At 64.0% G+C, this 15,677-nt stretch carries 16 protein-coding genes; 4 read left to right on the forward strand and 12 right to left on the reverse strand.

The features are described from left to right. Nucleotides 1–63 precede the first annotated feature (63 nt). The 4 genes from AC0L2J_RS03450 (at nucleotide 64) to glsA (ending at nucleotide 5,599) form a co-directional block, all read left to right on the forward strand. Nucleotides 64–285 carry an acyl-CoA carboxylase biotin carboxyl carrier protein subunit gene (locus AC0L2J_RS03450; RefSeq protein ID WP_007609062.1) on the forward strand — a complete coding sequence of 74 codons (222 nt, stop codon included), beginning with the start codon at nucleotides 64–66 and terminating at the stop codon, nucleotides 283–285. Nucleotides 286–451: 166 nt separating this feature from the next. Continuing rightward, nucleotides 452–1,618, forward strand: a complete 1,167-nt coding sequence (locus AC0L2J_RS03455; RefSeq protein WP_473387202.1) for a TAXI family TRAP transporter solute-binding subunit — start codon at nucleotides 452–454, stop codon at nucleotides 1,616–1,618. A gap of 35 nt (nucleotides 1,619–1,653) precedes the next feature. Next, complete coding sequence (locus AC0L2J_RS03460) at nucleotides 1,654–3,729, forward strand: TRAP transporter permease (RefSeq protein WP_473387204.1); 2,076 nt, start codon at nucleotides 1,654–1,656, stop codon at nucleotides 3,727–3,729. A gap of 22 nt (nucleotides 3,730–3,751) precedes the next feature. Further along, nucleotides 3,752–5,599, forward strand: a complete 1,848-nt coding sequence (glsA, locus tag AC0L2J_RS03465) for a glutaminase A (RefSeq protein WP_473387205.1) — start codon at nucleotides 3,752–3,754, stop codon at nucleotides 5,597–5,599. 5 nt (nucleotides 5,600–5,604) lie between these two features. On the opposite strand, the gene AC0L2J_RS03470 is transcribed toward glsA, so the two are convergent. The 12 genes from AC0L2J_RS03470 to AC0L2J_RS03525 form a co-directional block, all read right to left on the reverse strand. Next, a complete protein-coding gene (locus AC0L2J_RS03470; protein WP_007609049.1) occupies nucleotides 5,605–5,907 on the reverse strand; it encodes a nucleoside triphosphate pyrophosphohydrolase family protein in 303 nt (100 codons plus the stop codon). A 26-nt stretch (nucleotides 5,908–5,933) separates the two neighbouring features. Beyond that, on the reverse strand, nucleotides 5,934–6,461 hold the full coding sequence (locus AC0L2J_RS03475) for a carboxymuconolactone decarboxylase family protein (RefSeq protein ID WP_063992793.1): 528 nt from the start codon (nucleotides 6,459–6,461) through the stop codon (nucleotides 5,934–5,936). 604 nt (nucleotides 6,462–7,065) lie between these two features. After that, nucleotides 7,066–7,425: a Zn-ribbon domain-containing OB-fold protein gene (locus AC0L2J_RS03480; RefSeq protein ID WP_473387207.1), complete on the reverse strand. Its 360-nt coding sequence runs from the start codon at nucleotides 7,423–7,425 to the stop codon at nucleotides 7,066–7,068. Continuing rightward, nucleotides 7,422–8,558 carry a thiolase family protein gene (locus AC0L2J_RS03485; protein ID WP_473387209.1) on the reverse strand — a complete coding sequence of 379 codons (1,137 nt, stop codon included), beginning with the start codon at nucleotides 8,556–8,558 and terminating at the stop codon, nucleotides 7,422–7,424. The genes AC0L2J_RS03480 and AC0L2J_RS03485 overlap by 4 nt, the downstream gene beginning before the upstream one ends. Beyond that, the gene (locus AC0L2J_RS03490) at nucleotides 8,555–9,778 is read right to left on the reverse strand and encodes a CaiB/BaiF CoA transferase family protein (RefSeq protein ID WP_473387210.1); all 1,224 of its coding nucleotides are present in this window, start codon (nucleotides 9,776–9,778) and stop codon (nucleotides 8,555–8,557) included. Before AC0L2J_RS03490 ends, AC0L2J_RS03485 begins: the two co-directional genes overlap by 4 nt. Nucleotides 9,779–9,901: 123 nt before the next feature. After that, nucleotides 9,902–10,108, reverse strand: a complete 207-nt coding sequence (locus AC0L2J_RS03495) for a hypothetical protein (RefSeq protein WP_007609041.1) — start codon at nucleotides 10,106–10,108, stop codon at nucleotides 9,902–9,904. Nucleotides 10,109–10,223: 115 nt separating this feature from the next. Beyond that, entirely contained in the window at nucleotides 10,224–11,393 is a 1,170-nt protein-coding gene (locus tag AC0L2J_RS03500; protein WP_473387212.1) for an acetyl-CoA acetyltransferase, read from the reverse strand. A gap of 59 nt (nucleotides 11,394–11,452) precedes the next feature. After that, nucleotides 11,453–12,103 carry a bifunctional 4-hydroxy-2-oxoglutarate aldolase/2-dehydro-3-deoxy-phosphogluconate aldolase gene (eda, locus tag AC0L2J_RS03505; RefSeq protein ID WP_473387214.1) on the reverse strand — a complete coding sequence of 217 codons (651 nt, stop codon included), beginning with the start codon at nucleotides 12,101–12,103 and terminating at the stop codon, nucleotides 11,453–11,455. Between the two features lie 13 nt (nucleotides 12,104–12,116). Continuing rightward, nucleotides 12,117–13,085, reverse strand: a complete 969-nt coding sequence (locus AC0L2J_RS03510; protein WP_473248427.1) for a sugar kinase — start codon at nucleotides 13,083–13,085, stop codon at nucleotides 12,117–12,119. Between the two features lie 23 nt (nucleotides 13,086–13,108). Beyond that, on the reverse strand, nucleotides 13,109–14,095 hold the full coding sequence (gene denD, locus AC0L2J_RS03515) for a D-erythronate dehydrogenase (protein WP_473387216.1): 987 nt from the start codon (nucleotides 14,093–14,095) through the stop codon (nucleotides 13,109–13,111). Nucleotides 14,096–14,174: 79 nt separating this feature from the next. Continuing rightward, nucleotides 14,175–15,050 carry a carbohydrate ABC transporter permease gene (locus AC0L2J_RS03520; RefSeq protein ID WP_473387219.1) on the reverse strand — a complete coding sequence of 292 codons (876 nt, stop codon included), beginning with the start codon at nucleotides 15,048–15,050 and terminating at the stop codon, nucleotides 14,175–14,177. A 2-nt stretch (nucleotides 15,051–15,052) separates the two neighbouring features. Then, on the reverse strand, nucleotides 15,053–15,677 hold a 625-nt coding region (locus AC0L2J_RS03525; RefSeq protein ID WP_473387220.1), incomplete at its 5' end, for a carbohydrate ABC transporter permease.

Below are 15,677 nucleotides of genomic sequence, written 5' to 3' on the forward strand. Positions count from 1 at the left end.
TAAATTCCGCTTGCAGAAGAAACTACCTCAGGCATTTTGCGACCACAACAAAAAGGCGATGGCATGCCAGAAATTAAGATCGTCACGGAGATCGCCGGACGCGTCTGCGCAACTCCCGTGCAAGTTGGAGGAACCGTTGCAGATGGTGATGAGATTGTGGTGATCGAAGCGATGAAGATGGAGATCCCTGTGCTTTCTCCTGTGAGCGGCGAGATCACATCGCTTCTGGTGAAGCTCGACGACGTCGTTGCCGAGGGACAGGCGATCGCGATCGTGGCGAACTGACTGCATTAACCGTCGTTTCCGCGACAATCTGTCAGCCTCATTGGTGCGTTCGCGCTACGGCGTTGCCATCGCTTGATGGCGATGACATGATCCGTTTCAAACAAAACCTGTTTCAAACAAAGAAAGAAAATCGTCGCGGCAAACGCGAGGATCATTGGAGGGAAACATGCTTCGTGGGCTGATCATCCTCGCGCCTGCCTTGGTGGCGGGCATTTCTTTTGCGTCTACACGCTATGCGTCCGCCGAAGACATCAAGCTGCCGGCGACATTGACGTTCACCGCCTATGACACCGGCACCGCCGGCTTCAACATCGCTGTCGGCGTCGGCAAGATGATGAAGGACAAATACTCGAGCGACGTGCGCGTGCTCCCCGCAGGCAACGACGTCGCGCGTCTGGCGCCGCTGCGCGCCAAGCGTGCGGTTTCCGCGGCGATGGGATCGGGCACCTATTTCGCACAGGAAGGCGTGTTCGAGTTCGGCTCCAGGGAATGGGGCCCGCAACCGCTTCAGATCATGCTCTCATCCGTCGACTGCAATTGCGGCACGCTCGGCGTGGCCGCGGATACAGGCGTGAAGGAGCTCAAGGACCTCAAGGGAAAGCGTGTCGGATTCGTCGTCGGCTCGCCGGCGCTGAACCAGAACTCGCTCGCGGTGCTCGCCTTCGCCGGCCTGACGCAGAAGGACGTCAAGGTCGTCGAGTTCGCAAGCTACGGCGCGATGTGGAAGGGCCTGATCAACAACGACACCGACGCAGCCTTCGGCACCACCATCACCGGGCCCGCCAAGGAAGCCGAGACTTCGCCGCGCGGGCTGGTCTGGCCGCCGCTGCCCGCCAAGGACAAGGAAGGCTGGGCACGGATGCACAAGGTCGGCTCGTTCTTCTTCCCGCAGACCGCGACCTGCGGCGCCGGCATCTCGCCGGACAAGCCGATCGAACTCGGCAATTATCCCTATCCGATCTTCGTCGCCTACGCCTCGCAGCCGGCCGACCAGGTCTATGCGATCACCAAGGCGATGATCGTGAACTACGATTCCTACAAGGACTCCGCGCCCGGCGCCGGCGGTCTTGCGGCCGACCGCCAGACCAAGAACTGGGTGGTGCCGGTGCATCCCGGCGCGGTGAAGGCATTGAAGGAAGCCGGGCAATGGAGTGACGCGCAGGACGCGCACAATAACAAGCTGATCAAGCGCCAGGAGGTGCTTGGCGCAGCGTGGACCGACTACGGCAAGTCCAATCCGCCTGCGGATGACAAGGCGTTCCTCGACGGTTGGATGAAGGCGCGTGCCGCAGCGCTTGCGAAGGCCAACATGCCGAACGGGTTCGAGGATTAGTTCTCAGCGTTAATTGCCCACGCGCGGGGTCGATCATGTCGTCTGCTTCAGTCTCCACCGCCCCGCAGGACGAGGCCAAGCGGATCGTGTTCGACGATCCTCATGGCGCCGCCGGCAACATGCAGGAGGCGGAGGTCACGCGCGTGCGAAGCTTGCGCGGTGCCTGGCGCTGGATGCTCGTCGTCGCGACCGCAGCGACCATCCTGCTCTGCATCAACCAGCAATTCTCGCTGCGCTTCTTCATCGGCTACACTCAGCTCAACACGGAGTACTTTTATCTCCTGATCGCGCTGATGCTGCCGTTCACGTTCCTGATCTTCCCGGGGACCCCGCGCGCGCCGCTCGACCGCATTCCCTGGTATGACCTTGTCTGCTTTGTCGTGACCTTTGCCGCGGCGCTCGTGTTGATGTCGAACGTCCGCAAGGCCGCGGAGGCCGGCTGGGAATTCGGCGGCGCGCCGAACAGCGTGACCGCCGCGGGCCTCGTGATGTGGGTGATGCTGATGGAGGCCCTGCGCCGGACCGGCGGCTGGAGCCTACTCCTGAGCGTGCTTCCCTTCACCGTCTATCCGCTGTTCGCGGAATCCAGCTGGCTCGGGCCGTTTCGCGGCACGCAGTCGACGCTGGAGCAGGCGACCGCCTATCACGTGCTGTCGGGCGAAAGCCTGCTCGGCATTCCCATCCAGGCCTTTGCCGACACCGTGATCGGCTTCCTGGTGTTCGGCACCGCGCTGATGATGACCGGCGCCGGAAAGTTCTTCATCAACCTCGCCTTTGCGCTGTGCGGCACATTCCGTGGCGGCGCGGCGAAGGTGTGCATCTTCGCCAGCGGCCTGCTCGGCATGATGTCAGGCTCGATTATCTCCAACGTGCTGACCGCCGGCACCATGACCATTCCGGTGATGAAGAAGAGCGGCTTTCGCGCCTCCTATGCCGGCGCGATCGAGGCCTGTGCCTCGACCGGCGCGGTGCTGGCGCCGCCGGTGATGGGCGCGACCGCTTTCGTGATCGCACAGTTCCTCAACGTCAGCTACGCCGATGTCGCGCTCGCAGCCATCATTCCGGCGGTGCTCTATTACATCGGCCTGTTCATGCAGGTCGATTCCTACGCCGCACGACACGGGCTGAAGGGCATTCCGCGCGCGGAGTTGCCGCGCGTCATGGATACGATCAAGGATGGCTGGTACTACGTCTTCGTCATCGCCCTCCTGATCGTGATGCTGCTCTACTTCAAGCGCGAGAGCCATGCGCCGTTCTACGCCACCGCCCTGCTTCTGGTCCTCAACCAGCTGTTCTCGAAGGACACGCGCTGGACTGTCGCGACCATCGGCAAATTCCTCGAGGTCAACGGCCGCACCTTCGTCGAGCTCGTCGGCATCCTCGCTGGCTGCGGCCTGCTGATCGGCGCTTTCTCGATGACCGGCGTGGTGTCGAGCCTCGCCAACGACCTGCTGCGCATCGCCGGCGACAATCCGTTCCTCCTGCTCGGCATGTGCGCACTGACCAGCCTGATCCTCGGGCTCGGCCTGACCACGACGGCCTGCTACATCTTCCTCGCCATCCTGGTCGCGCCGGCGCTGGAGAAGCTCGGGCTGAACAGGATGGCCGTGCACATGTTCATCTTCTACTGGGGCATGCTGTCGTCGATCACCCCGCCAGTCGCGATCGCCTCGTTCGCGGCCGCAGGCATCGCCGGCTCGCCGGCGATGAAGACGGGCTGGGAATCGATGTGGGTCGGCAGCATCATCTATTTCATTCCGTTCTTCTTCGTGCTCAATCCGGCGCTGGTGCTGCAGGGGCCGAGCCCCTATTTCGCCGGCCTCGGCTTGATGGCGCTCGCGGCGTTCGGCACGCTGTTCATCTGCGGCGGCATCCAGGGCTACCAGCCCTTCGTCGGCGATCTCCGCGGCGCCGGTGCCCTGGAATGGCCGATCCGCGTGCTGCTCGTGATCGGCGGGTTCGTGGTGGCCACCCCCGGCGGCGGCATCATGCCGCTGTCGCAGATTCAGGTGACGCTGCTCGGCCTCGCCATCCTCGTCCCTACGGTTTTGCTCGCACTGGTGCTGGTCCGGCGGCAGACCGTGGAGCCGGACGGGTTGCGCGTGCCCTGATTGCGTTGCACAAAGAGAGGCGATGAAACCGCTTTCGCCACTCGCCACCGCCTGGACCCGTTCGAAGCCGCCTTTGCTGCGGTTTCTGGACAATTGCCTCAACGAATTCTCGGCGGAGTCCTCCGGCGCGGTCGCCGACTACATTCCCGAGCTCGGCAAGGCCGATCCTGCCTGTTTCGGCATCAGCCTCGCGACCCTGGACGGTCATGTCTACGAGGTCGGCGACTCCAGAGTGCCCTTCACCATCCAGTCGATGTCAAAGCCGTTCGTGTTCGCACTGGCGCTGGACCTGCTCGGCGCAAACAGGGTCGAGAGCGCGATCGGCGTCGAGCCTTCAGGCGATCCCTTCAATTCGATCCGGCTCAACTCGGAGAACCATCCCTTCAATCCGATGGTCAATGCCGGCGCGATCGCCTGCACCGGGCTGATCCACGATAGCAAGGGTCCGGACGCCTTCGAGCAAATTCGCCTCGCGCTCGGTCGTTTTGCCGGCCGCGACCTCGCCGTCGACGAGGCCGTCTACGCTTCCGAAAGCCAGACCGGCGACCGCAACCGCGCCATCGGCTATCTCCTCAAGACCAATGCGGTGATCTCGGACAATGTCGCTGCCGTGCTCGACGTCTATTTCCGGCAATGCGCGGTGCTGGTCACCGCGCGCGACATCGCCGTGATGGCGGCAACGCTCGCCAATCGCGGCGTCAACCCGGTCACCGGCGAGCAGGTGCTGACGCCCTACGCGATCTCGCGCACGCTGTCGGTGATGACGTCGTCGGGCATGTACGACTATGCCGGCGAATGGATCTACCGGATCGGCATCCCTGCCAAGAGCGGCGTCGGCGGCGGAATCCTCGCCGCCCTCCCCGCCCGCCTCGGGCTCGGCAGCTATTCGCCAAGGCTCGACAAGCACGGCAACAGCGTGCGCGGCATCAAGGTGTGCGAGGCGCTGTCCTCGCATTACGATTTGCATATGCTCAACCGCAGCGATGATGCGCGCAACGCCGTCATCGCCGACTACGATATCGGCAAGAGCCCGTCGCGGCGCGTCCGCCGCCCGCAGGAGCGCGATATTCTCGCGGCCCACGAGCAGGAGGTGCGGGTCATCGAGCTGGTCGGCACGCTGTCGCTGTCGGCGGTCGACTATGTCTCGCGCCGGCTTGCGGGCCGGCCGCGGCCGCAATTCGTGATCTTCGATCTCCACCGCGTCACCTCCACCACACGCGCCGGGGCGCGGCTGGTAGCCGAAGCGTTCGAGGAGCTGGCGGCGCTGAATGTGACCGTCGTGCTGTCAGGCGTCAGGCGCGCCTCCAAGGAATGGGACAGCCTGCGGGAATGGACCGCGGAGCTCAAGAACATCCGCGATTTCTACCTGCTCGACACCGCAATCGAATGGGCCGAAGACCAGATCGTCTACCGCTATGGCGGTTCGATCGACTTCCATGAGACCACCGAGCTCGCCGAACAGCCGCTGCTCGCCGGCATGAGCGAGGAGGAGCTGACCGACCTCGCCTCGATCTGCACACTTCGAACCTATCCGTCGGGCGCAAAGATCCTCACCACGGGCGATCCCGCCGATGCCCTGTTCTTCCTGCGCAGCGGCGCGGTGCATGTCACGCTGCCCGACGGCGTGCGGTTGGCGACGCTCACGGCCGGCATGGCCTTCGGCGAAATGGCCCTGATCGAGACCACTCGCTCGGCCGACGTATTCGCGGACATGGCGGCGACCGCGTTCGAGGTGCCCCTGAAAGCGTTCGACCGCTTCCGCAGGCAGCACCCGCACGCCAGCGAACGCATCATGCGCAATCTTGCGCAGCTTCTGGCCGATCGCCTGATCGTCGCCAACGCCAGGGTGGATATCTTGACCTCGACCTGAGCGGCCTAGCGGCTCGCCGCCTCGCTGATCCGCCGCTTGATCTTGGCGGCGCTGGTCTTGAGCAGCTCCGATGGCTGCTGGCCGGTCGCCACGCACAGGCAGGCCCAGTAGTAGATGACATCGCCCAGTTCATCGACGAGGCCGGCCTGGTCGAGCCAGTCATCGCGGAGCAGCTTCTTGATGTGCTCGGCCACCTCGCCGGACTCCCCGGCGAGTCCGAGGCCCAGATAGGCCAGCCGTTCGTTGGACGGACGCTCATCGACTTTCGCAATCGTTGCAGCCCAGGCGGCATATTCATCGATCGTCATGAGCATCCCTCACAGCAATGCCTCGATCAGCCTACCACTTCGGTGACCGGTTGAAGGTCGATCTCAAAGGTCTCCAGGAACTTAGACGTCATGATGTAGAACCCGACCGAGAGCTGCAGCTCGACGAGCGCGGCCGGCGTCAGTTTCGATGCGATCGCCTTGAAGGTCGGATCCGTCGGCTTGTTCAGCTTGACGATCTCGTCGGCGAAGGCGAGCGCGGCGCGTTGCGTCTCGTCGAAACAGGTCGCGGCCTGCCAGTTCTCGAGCGCCTCGTTCTGCTCGTCGGTGACGCCGACGTTCTTGCCGATCCGCTTGTGCGCCACGATCTCATACGGCGCCTCGCACAAAATGCCGGTGCGGGTGATCGCGAGCTCGCGCACGATCGGATCGAGCTCACCCTTGTGGCGGATGGCGCCGCCGAGCCGGCAGTACTGCTCGAAATAGCTCGGCGAGTGCGACATCATCCGGAAGATGTTGGCATTGCGGTTCTTGTCGAGGATCTCGCGGGTGCGGTCGGATGCCTTGGACGGATCGCTGTAGTTGATGCGGGCCATGATTTTCCTGAAGTTTTTCCCTAAGCCTTTGATGCTTTTTGTCGTTAGCGGCGAAAGTTCCACGAAACTGTATTCTTGCGCGTCCGCAGGAGCAACAACATCGAGTCAAAATGCCGCCGCATTGCTGAACGACCTTGGCACAGTCGATATTCGCCGCGTGGGGACTTGATCGCGGCGGATACTCGCAAGGGGTGTTCCGAGTAAAAACAATTGGCCGTCGGGCGCTAACCGCGCATCGATGAGTCACGCCCAAGTCTAGGGAGAAAATGGCATGAAGGAAGCCACCAAGGGGGCGGCCTCGGAAGCGTTCGCGCATATGCTGGCGGTGATGGCGATGCTCGTCATCGCCAGCATCCTGTTCTACGGCCGTTAGTTAGGAGTCGCGTGGGAGCTTTCGTCATTCCGGGGTGGCCCTCGCACAGGCCAGGCCCAGAATTCCCGTTCCAGGCTCGGTCTCTCAGGACCGCCCCCGAATGACGAATCCCACCGCTCGCTTTGCTGCAGTAGCCCGGATGGAGCGCAGCGCAATCCGGGAGAGTCTATCGGTGAGGTGAAAACCCCGGATTTGGCTGCGCTCCATCCGGGCTACATTCGACAAAGTTCGTTATCTGTCTTTGGCAAAGAACGGCACAATCTTTCCGGCGAACGGTTTGAAGCTCGCACTGACCTCATCGCCGATGGCGAGATCATTCTCACCATGCGCCATCATGCGAAAACCCTCGGCGCAATCGACCAGCAGGATGTTGTAGGGTACGTGCGAACGCGTCTCAGGCGTCGCGGCGCGGCAGACCAGCGACGTCGCGTAGACCCTGCCCTTGCCGCTGGCGCGCTGCTCGCGCGGATCGGACGCACCGCAGGCGGCGCAGAAAGCGCGATGGCAATACTGCACATGGCCGCATGACGTGCAGGTCTGAAAGGTGATGACCTGCTCACCTTGGGTCCAATCCGCGATTCGCTCGCTCATCGCACCCGCTCCAGGAACATGGTCACGTGAGACGACAGCACGCCGCCGTCACCGTGCAGCAGCGCGATCGAGGCGTCACGCACCTGACGATTCGCCGCCCGCCCCGTCATCTGCAGATGCGTTTCGACAAGATGCGCCATGGCGCCACCGACGCCACAATGACCGTAGCTGAGCAGGCCGCCATGTGTGTTCAGCGGCATTGCGCCGTCGCGGCTGAAATGGCCTGCGCGCACGCGCGCGGCTGCCTCGCCCCGGCCAGCAAGGCCAAGGTCTTCCAGCAGCATCGCGAGCGTGATTGTAAAGCTGTCGTAGATCGCGGCGTAGCGCACGTCGGAAATCGCGAGGCCGGTGGCCTCCCTGGCGCGGGCGACGGATATCTCGGCGCCGAGTTCGCTCAGGGCGGGCGCTGCAGTAACGTGCTGATGGGTATGAGCCTGGGCACAGCCGCGAATGCGCACGCCGGCCTCTCCGGTCCGTTCGCGGCTGATGACGAAGGCGGCGCCGCCGTCGGACACCGGGCAGCAATCGAGCAGCTTCAGCGGCATCGCCACCGGCTTCGAGGCCATGACGTCGGAAACAGTGATGGGATCTTGGAATTGCGCACCGGGATGAGTGCATGCGTGGGTGCGCATCAGCACCGCGAATTCGGCGAGGTCTTCTTCTGTCACGCCGTATTCGTGCATGTATCTGTTAGCGACCAGGCCGTAATAGGCGGGAATGGTCGGTCCGAGCGGCACCTCGTAGTCGGGATGGCCGACCTGCGCCAGCGCCTGGATCGAGGCATCGCGGCTCTGCCCGGTGAGGCGGTTTTCGCCGGCCACGACAAGCACATTGCGGGCGACGCGCGCTTCGACCAGATGATGGGCGAGCATGGTCATCGCGAGGCCGGTCGCGCCGCCGACCTGGACGGCGTGGGCGTAACTGGGGCGGATGCCGAAATGCTCGGCAAAGACGGTCGCCAGCATGATGTGCGGCGAGACGGTCGAGTAGCCGCAGAGGATGCCGTCGATCTCGGCGCGCTTGAGCCCGGCATCATCGAGTGCGGCCTGCGCGGCCTTGCTCATCAGGTCGAGCGAGGACGAGCCTTCGTGCTTACCGAAAGGCGTGAGGCCGACGCCGGTGATGAAGCTCATGGGCGCACCAGTGCATCGTCATTCCGGGGCGGCGAACGGGTGACGCCCTCGCGGACCATGGCGTCGATCTCGTCGGCGGAATAGCCGATCTCACGCAGGATTTCCGCGCCGTGCTCGTTGAGCTGCGGCGCAAGCCGTACCGGTTCGGCCTCGGTCTCCGACCAGGTCGCCGTCACCCTCATGCTCCGGATCGGCCCTTCAGTTGGATGGTTCACCACTGGGAAAAAGCCGGTCGCCTCCAGGTGCTCATCGTGCAGCATCGACGCAAGGTCGTGCATCGGCATCACAGGCACGTCCGCCCTGGTCAGCAGGTCGATCCATTCTGCCGTGGAACGCGTCTCGAAGATGCGCGCGAGCTCGGCATAGACGACGTCGATATTGGCGGCGCGACCGGCGAAGCTCGCGAACTTGGGATCGGCGCGCAGATCGTCGCGTCCCGTCGCCTTGAAGAAGTTCTCCCACTGCTTGTCGTTGTAGACGATGACGCTGAGATAGCCGTCTGATGTCTTATAGGGCCGGCGGTCGCGCGAGAGGTGGCGGGCGTAACCGCCCTTGTCGAGCGGGGGCTCATAGGTCAATCCGCCCATGTGGTCGCCCATGACGAAGCCGGCCATGGTCTCGAACATCGGGACGTCGACGCGCTGGCCGCGTCCGGTGCGGTCGCGATGCACGAGGCTGGCGCAGATCGCGCCCACGGCAGTCAAGCCTACGATGCGATCGACCAGTGCGTTCGGCACATAGCGCGGCACACCGTCACCAGTCTGCGCCATCAAGGTCGGCAGCGCGGTGGCGCCCTGGATCAGATCGTCATAGGCCGGTTTTGCAGCATACGGCCCGTCCTGGCCGAAGCCGAACACGCCGGCATAGACCAGCCGCGGGTTGATCTTGGCAACAACGTCATAGCCGAGTTGAAGCCGCGCCATCGCCTGCGGGCGGACGTTGTAGACCAGCACGTCGGCATCCTTGAGCAGCCGCAACACCGCCTCGCGGCCGGCGGGCTTTTTCAGGTCGAGGCAGATCGAGCGCTTGCTGCGGTTGGTGTTGAGAAACACCGGGCCCATGCCGGCGTGCCGCATCGGACCGATCAGGCGGGTGACGTCACCGTCCAGAGACTCCACCTTGATGACGTCTGCGCCGTAGTCGCCGAGCATCTGGGTCGCATAGGGACCCATCAGCACGGTGGTCATGTCGACGACCTTGATGCCCTTCAGCGGCCCCATCGTTCACTCCCGATTGCGCGGGCTCAAGGTGCGGCCCTGCGATTTCGGTTCAGCTAACGGCAGCGGCGGCGCGTGCGCAAGGGCGGCTGGCGTATGGCCGCATGCGCCGGCGGCGAAAGGCCGCTATTTCTTCTGACGGGATTCGCGAACCTTGAGGAGACGGTCGAGCTCCTCGTTCTGCTGGTTGATGCGGTCCGCGATCCGCGACTCGTTCTGCTCACCCGAGGCGGCCGCGGCCTGCTCGATGAGCTGGCGGATATTGTCCTCGAGAATCGCGATGCGGTCGTTGAGTGTGTCCATCGACAGCGAGTCTTCGTAGTCATTGCTCATGATGTATTCCCTGCAAATCGATCAAGAGCTTTAAGGGCCCCGGGCGGGCCCACCATGATCTAGCGCAAGAAGAAGGTGGGCATGGGCGCTTCTCGCCTTTGCCCACCGTGGAGCCTTACTTCAGCGGCTCCAGTACGGAGACGTAGTTGGCGACCGCGGCGCCGCCCATGTTGAAGATGCCGCCGAGTTTTGCGTTTTTGAGCTGCATCCCCTCGGGCGCTTGGCCGGCGAGCTGCATCGCGGTCATCACGTGCATGGAGACGCCGGTGGCGCCGATCGGATGGCCCTTGGCCTTCAGGCCACCGGACGGATTGACTGGCAGCTTGCCGTCCTTGAGCGTCCAGCCTTCCTTGATGGCGCGGGCACCCTGCCCCCTGGGCGTCAGCCCCATCGCTTCGTACTCGATCAGCTCGGCGACGGTGAAGCAGTCATGGGTCTCGACGAAGGAGAGATCGGACAGTGTAATGCCCGCCTTCTCCAGCGCGCGCTGCCAGGCGACCGTGCAGCCCTCGAACTGGAGGATGTCGCGCTTGGACATCGGCAGGAAATCCTGGGCGTGCGCGGTGGCGCGGAAGCCGATCGACTTGCTCATGCCCTTGGCGGTTTCCGCGTCGGCCAGCACCAGGGCAGCGGCGCCGTCCGAGACCAGCGAGCAGTCGGTGCGCTTCAGGGGGCCGGCAACGTAGGGGTTCTTCTCGCTCTCGGCGCGGCAGAACTCGAAGCCAAAGTCCTTGCGCATCTGGGCGAAGGGATTGGCGACACCGTTCTTGTGGTTCTTGGCCGCGATCAGCGCCAGTGCGTCGGACTGGTCGCCGTATTTCTGGAAATAGGAGCTGGCGATCTTGCCGAACACGCCGGCGAAGCCGCCGACGGTGTCGCCGTCCTCAGGCAGATAGGACGCCTTGAGCAGGTTCTTGCCGATCTCCGGCCCCGGCGTGCGCGTCATCTGTTCGACGCCGACGACGAGGACAATCCTGGCCGCGCCGGCCGCGATCGCGCGCACGCCCTGATGGACGGCGGCGGAGCCGGTGGCGCAGGCGTTCTCGACCCGGGTCGCCGGCTTGAAGCGCAGCTTCGGGTCGGCCTGGAGCACCAGCGAGGCGGTAAAATCCTGGGGCGAGAAGCCGGCGTTGAAATGGCCGAGCACGATCTCGTCGACATCGCCGGCCGAAATCCCGGCATCCGCCAGCGCCTCATTGGCGACCTTCACCACAAGGCTTTCCACGGTCTCGGTGTCGAACTTGCCGAACGGCGTATGCGCCCATCCGACGATGCTGGCGGTCATGGTCATTCTCCCTGGCGCTCTCTTGCTGAGCTAAGTCTTAGCTCAGGGATGGCAAGACTTCACGCGGGTTTAAGCGCCTGGAGGGTGCGCTGGCAGATGGCAGTTATGCCGGCCCAGTTCCCGGCCCTGATCTCCGCCGTCGGGCACAGCCAGGAACCGCCGACCGCGACCACATTGGGCTCCGCAAGCCAGGTCGCCGCATTGGCCTCGCCGACCCCGCCGGTCGGGCAGAACCGCACGTTCGGGAACGGTCCACCCAGCGAGCGCAGCCCCTTGATGCCGCCGGCCTGCTCGGCCGGGAAGAATTTTGCGACGTCGAAGCCGTAGGACAGCGCCATCATCAGTTCGGAGGCCGTGGCGATACCCGGCGCAAACGGCAAGGAGCTATGGGTCGCGGCCGCCAACAGGTCCGGTGTCAAGCCCGGGCTGATGCCGAACGCAACGCCGAGCTTCTCGACACGCGTAAAGTCGGCCGGATTGAGAATCGTGCCGATGCCGACGATCGCCTCGGGCACCTCGGCCATCATCGCCCTCGCCGCCTCGATCGCAACAGGGGTCCGCATGGTCACCTCCAGCGTGCGGACGCCGCCGGCCACCAGCGCACGCGCCAGCGGCACCGCATCCTGGATACGCTCGATAGTAAGAACGGGGATGACGGTCGCGGCCTTGAACAGCGCGACGAGGTGGTTCTGCTGGGCAGTGGTGGTCATCTTGGCTTTCGTTTCACTTGGTCGCTTGACGCGTCGTCGCCGGCCGGTGCCGTTTCTTCGGCGGCATGGCATACCCCGGAATGATGGCACCGGAATAGCAGATCACGAGGCTGGCGAGCCGGTGCCCGGCCTGGGCGGCCTCGACCGGGTCGGACCCAGCGAGCCGCGCCGCGATATAGGCCGCGGCAAAACTGTCGCCGGCCGCGGTGGTGTCGACCACGGGTTTGGTCATGGGCTCGGCGCGGACCTCGTAAGGCCCCCCGGGAAAACGCAGCAGGCTGACCGGCTCGGCGAGCCGGAACACCAGCTCGGGGCTCGGGATGCGCGCCATCAGCTGCTCGTGGCTCTCGCCGGGATAAAGGGCGAGCAGATCCTCGGTCGAAGTCAGCACGATGTCGGCAGAAGCGAAGGCCGCTGAAAACACCTCGCGCGCGACATCGCGATCCGGCCATCCCCGCGCGCGGAAATTGGTGTCGAACACGAAGCGGGTGCCGAGCAGGCGCGCGCGCTTGATCGCCGCGAACAGGCGCTCGCGCCCGGCCGCGTCGTAGATCGAGAGCGTGATCGCAGAGAGATAGACGATGTCGTAGCTCATCAGGGAGTTGAGAAGATCGTCCGTCTCCGGCAGATTCATCAGCTGGCGCGCCGCCGCACTGTCGCGCCAGTGGAAGAACTGGCGCTCGCCCTTCGCATCCAGCTGGATCATGTAGAGGCCGGGCAGCTTGCCGGGCAGCCGCGCGACGCGCCTCGTGCCGACGCCCTCCGCAGTCCAGGCCGCGATCATCTCATCGCTCAGGGCATCGTCGCCAAGCGCGGTGAGATAATCGACCTTGACCTCGAGCCGCGCGAGGTACACCGCCGTGTTGAGGGTGTCGCCGCCGAATCCACGCGAGTAGAGGCCGCCACCCTGTCCGCCGGAATGTCCACCTTGGGCCTGCCGGAGCTCGACCATGCATTCGCCGATGCAAGCAACGCTCGCCATCACTTTACCCGCTCAGTCAGAGATCAGGCGACGAAATTGCCGCCGAGCTCGTCTTCGATGTGAATGCGGATGATGTCGTCGAAAGTCTTCTCGGCAGTGGTGAAGCCGAGCTCGAGCGACCGCTTTGCATTGAAGTTGCGCGGCCAGCCGCCGACGATGCCGACGATGAAGGGATCCGGCTCCCGCTTGATGCGGGCGGCGACCTTGTCGCCGGCGACGCGTTTCAGCGCAGCGATCTGGTCGCCAACGGTCGCCGACAGGCCCGGCATAGTCAAATTACGGCGCGGCCCCACCGCGGCGAGGTCCATGGTACCGGCATGCAGCAGGAAGCCGACAGCGGAGCGCGGCGTGGCATGCCAGTGGCGGACGTCTTCGGACACCGGAAGGACCGCTTCCTTGCCGGCCAGCGGCTCGCGCAGGATGTTGGAGAAGAAGCCCGATGCCGCCTTGTTGGGCAGACCGGGCCGAATGCAGATGGTCGGCAGGCGGATGCCGATGCCGTCGAGGAAGCCGCGGCGGGAATAGTCGGCCAGCAGCAATTCGCCGATCGCCTTCTGCGTGCCGTAGCTCAGAAGCGGCGTGTGGAAGAACTCGTCGCCGATCGCATCGGGGAACGGCGCGCCGAACACCGCGATCGAGGACGTGAAGACCACGCGCGGCTTGTAACCGCCGCCCGCGAGCCTGACGGCATCGAGCAGCATCCGCGTGCCGTCGAGATTGATGCGGTAGCCCTTATCGAAATCGAGCTCGGCTTCGCCCGAGACGATCGCAGCAAGATGAAAGATCACGTCCGGACGGCCAGCAATCAGCTTTTCGGCCGCACCCGGCACGGCGAAATCGCTCGACACGGTCTCGACGGCAAAACCGGCTTTTTCCGGTGTCTTCGGCTCGACCACGTCATGCATGGTCAGCTTGGTGATGTCGCTCTTGCCGAGCCGGCCGTCGCGCAACAACCGTTCGCATAATTTGCGGCCGACCATGCCGGCCGCGCCCAGAACCAGAATGTGCAAGAGCCTACTCCTTTTTATTGGCCGGAACGCGCCGATTTTGCCGATTCGTCCTGGCGCGTCCTCAAGGCAGGCCCCGCGATCATTCCTTCACGGCGCCGGTCATCGCCGACACATAGTACTCCACGAAGAAGGAATAAAGGATAACTACGGGAACCGAGCCGGTCAGAGCCGCCGCCATCAACGCGCCCCAATGGTAGACGTCGCCATTGACGAGCTCGGTGATCGCGCCGACGGGGATCGTCTTGTTCTCGGACGAGGAGATGAAGGTCAGCGCGTAGATGAACTCGTTCCAGGACAACGTGAAGGCGAAGATGCCCGCCGAGATCACGCCCGGCAGCGAAAGCGGCAGCGTGATCTTCATCAGAATCTGCAGCCGCGTCGCCCCGTCGATCAGCGCACACTCCTCCAGCTCATAGGGGATGGTGCGGAAATAGCCCATCAGGAGCCAGGTGCAGAACGGGATCAGGAAGGTCGGATAGGTCAGGATCAGCGCCAGATTGCCGTCGAAAAGGCCGAGCTGAAACACGATCGCCGCCAGCGGAATGAACAGGATCGAGGGCGGCACGAGATAGCCGAGGAAGATCGCAAGGCCGACATAGCGCGAGCCCTTGTAGCGCAGGCGCTCGATCGCATAGGCGGCGCAGACGCTGGCGAACAGCGAGATGAAGGTCGAGGACACCGAGACGATCACGGTGTTCCACATCCAGAGCGGATAGTCAGTGTCGAAGAACAGCTTCTTGATGTGCTCCAGCGTCGGATGCACGATCCAGAACGGATTGTACTTTTCGTAGTCGTACATCTCCGCGTCCGGCTTGAACGTCGCGATCGCCATCCAGTAGAACGGGAACAGCAGGAAGAAGATGATCAGGCCGAGCGGAAGGTAGACCCGAAAAAACTTCCGCGGGAAGCTCTCGAGGTAGTCCATTCCGACGCTTTGGTCGTCTGCCGTGGTCATGGTCAGTCCCTCCCGCCCTGCTGCCAGCGGGAACGCTGAAGCCCGAAAAAGCTGAGCAGGATCGCCGCGACCAGGAACGGAATCATCGCGTTCGAGATCGCCGCGCCCTCGCCCAGATTGCCGCCGGTGATGGCGCGCTGGAACGACAGCGTCGCCATGAGATGGGTGGCGTTGATCGGCCCACCCCGCGTGATGGTGTAGATGAGCTGGAAGTCGGTGAAGGTCATCAGCACCGAGAACGTCATCACGACCGCGATGATCGGCGACAGCATCGGCAGCGTGATGTGGCGGAAGCGCTGCAGATTGGTGGCGCCGTCGAGATTGGCGGCCTCATAGAGCGAGGGCGAGATGGTCTGAAGTCCCGCCAGCAGCGTGATCGCCACGAAAGGCACGCCGCGCCAGATATTGGCGGCGACGACCGACCAGCGCGCATTCCAGGGGTCGCCGAGGAAATCGATATAGCGCGTGATCAGGCCGGCCTTGATCAACACCCAGGAGATGATCGAGAACTGGCTGTCATAGATCCACCAGAACGCGATCGCAGAAAGCACCGTGGGCACGACGAAGGGCAACAGGACGATGGCACGGACCATCGACTTCATCGGCAGCCGCTCGTTGAGCAGCAGC

It is taken from the genome of Bradyrhizobium sp. MV1.5, assembly GCF_055807615.1.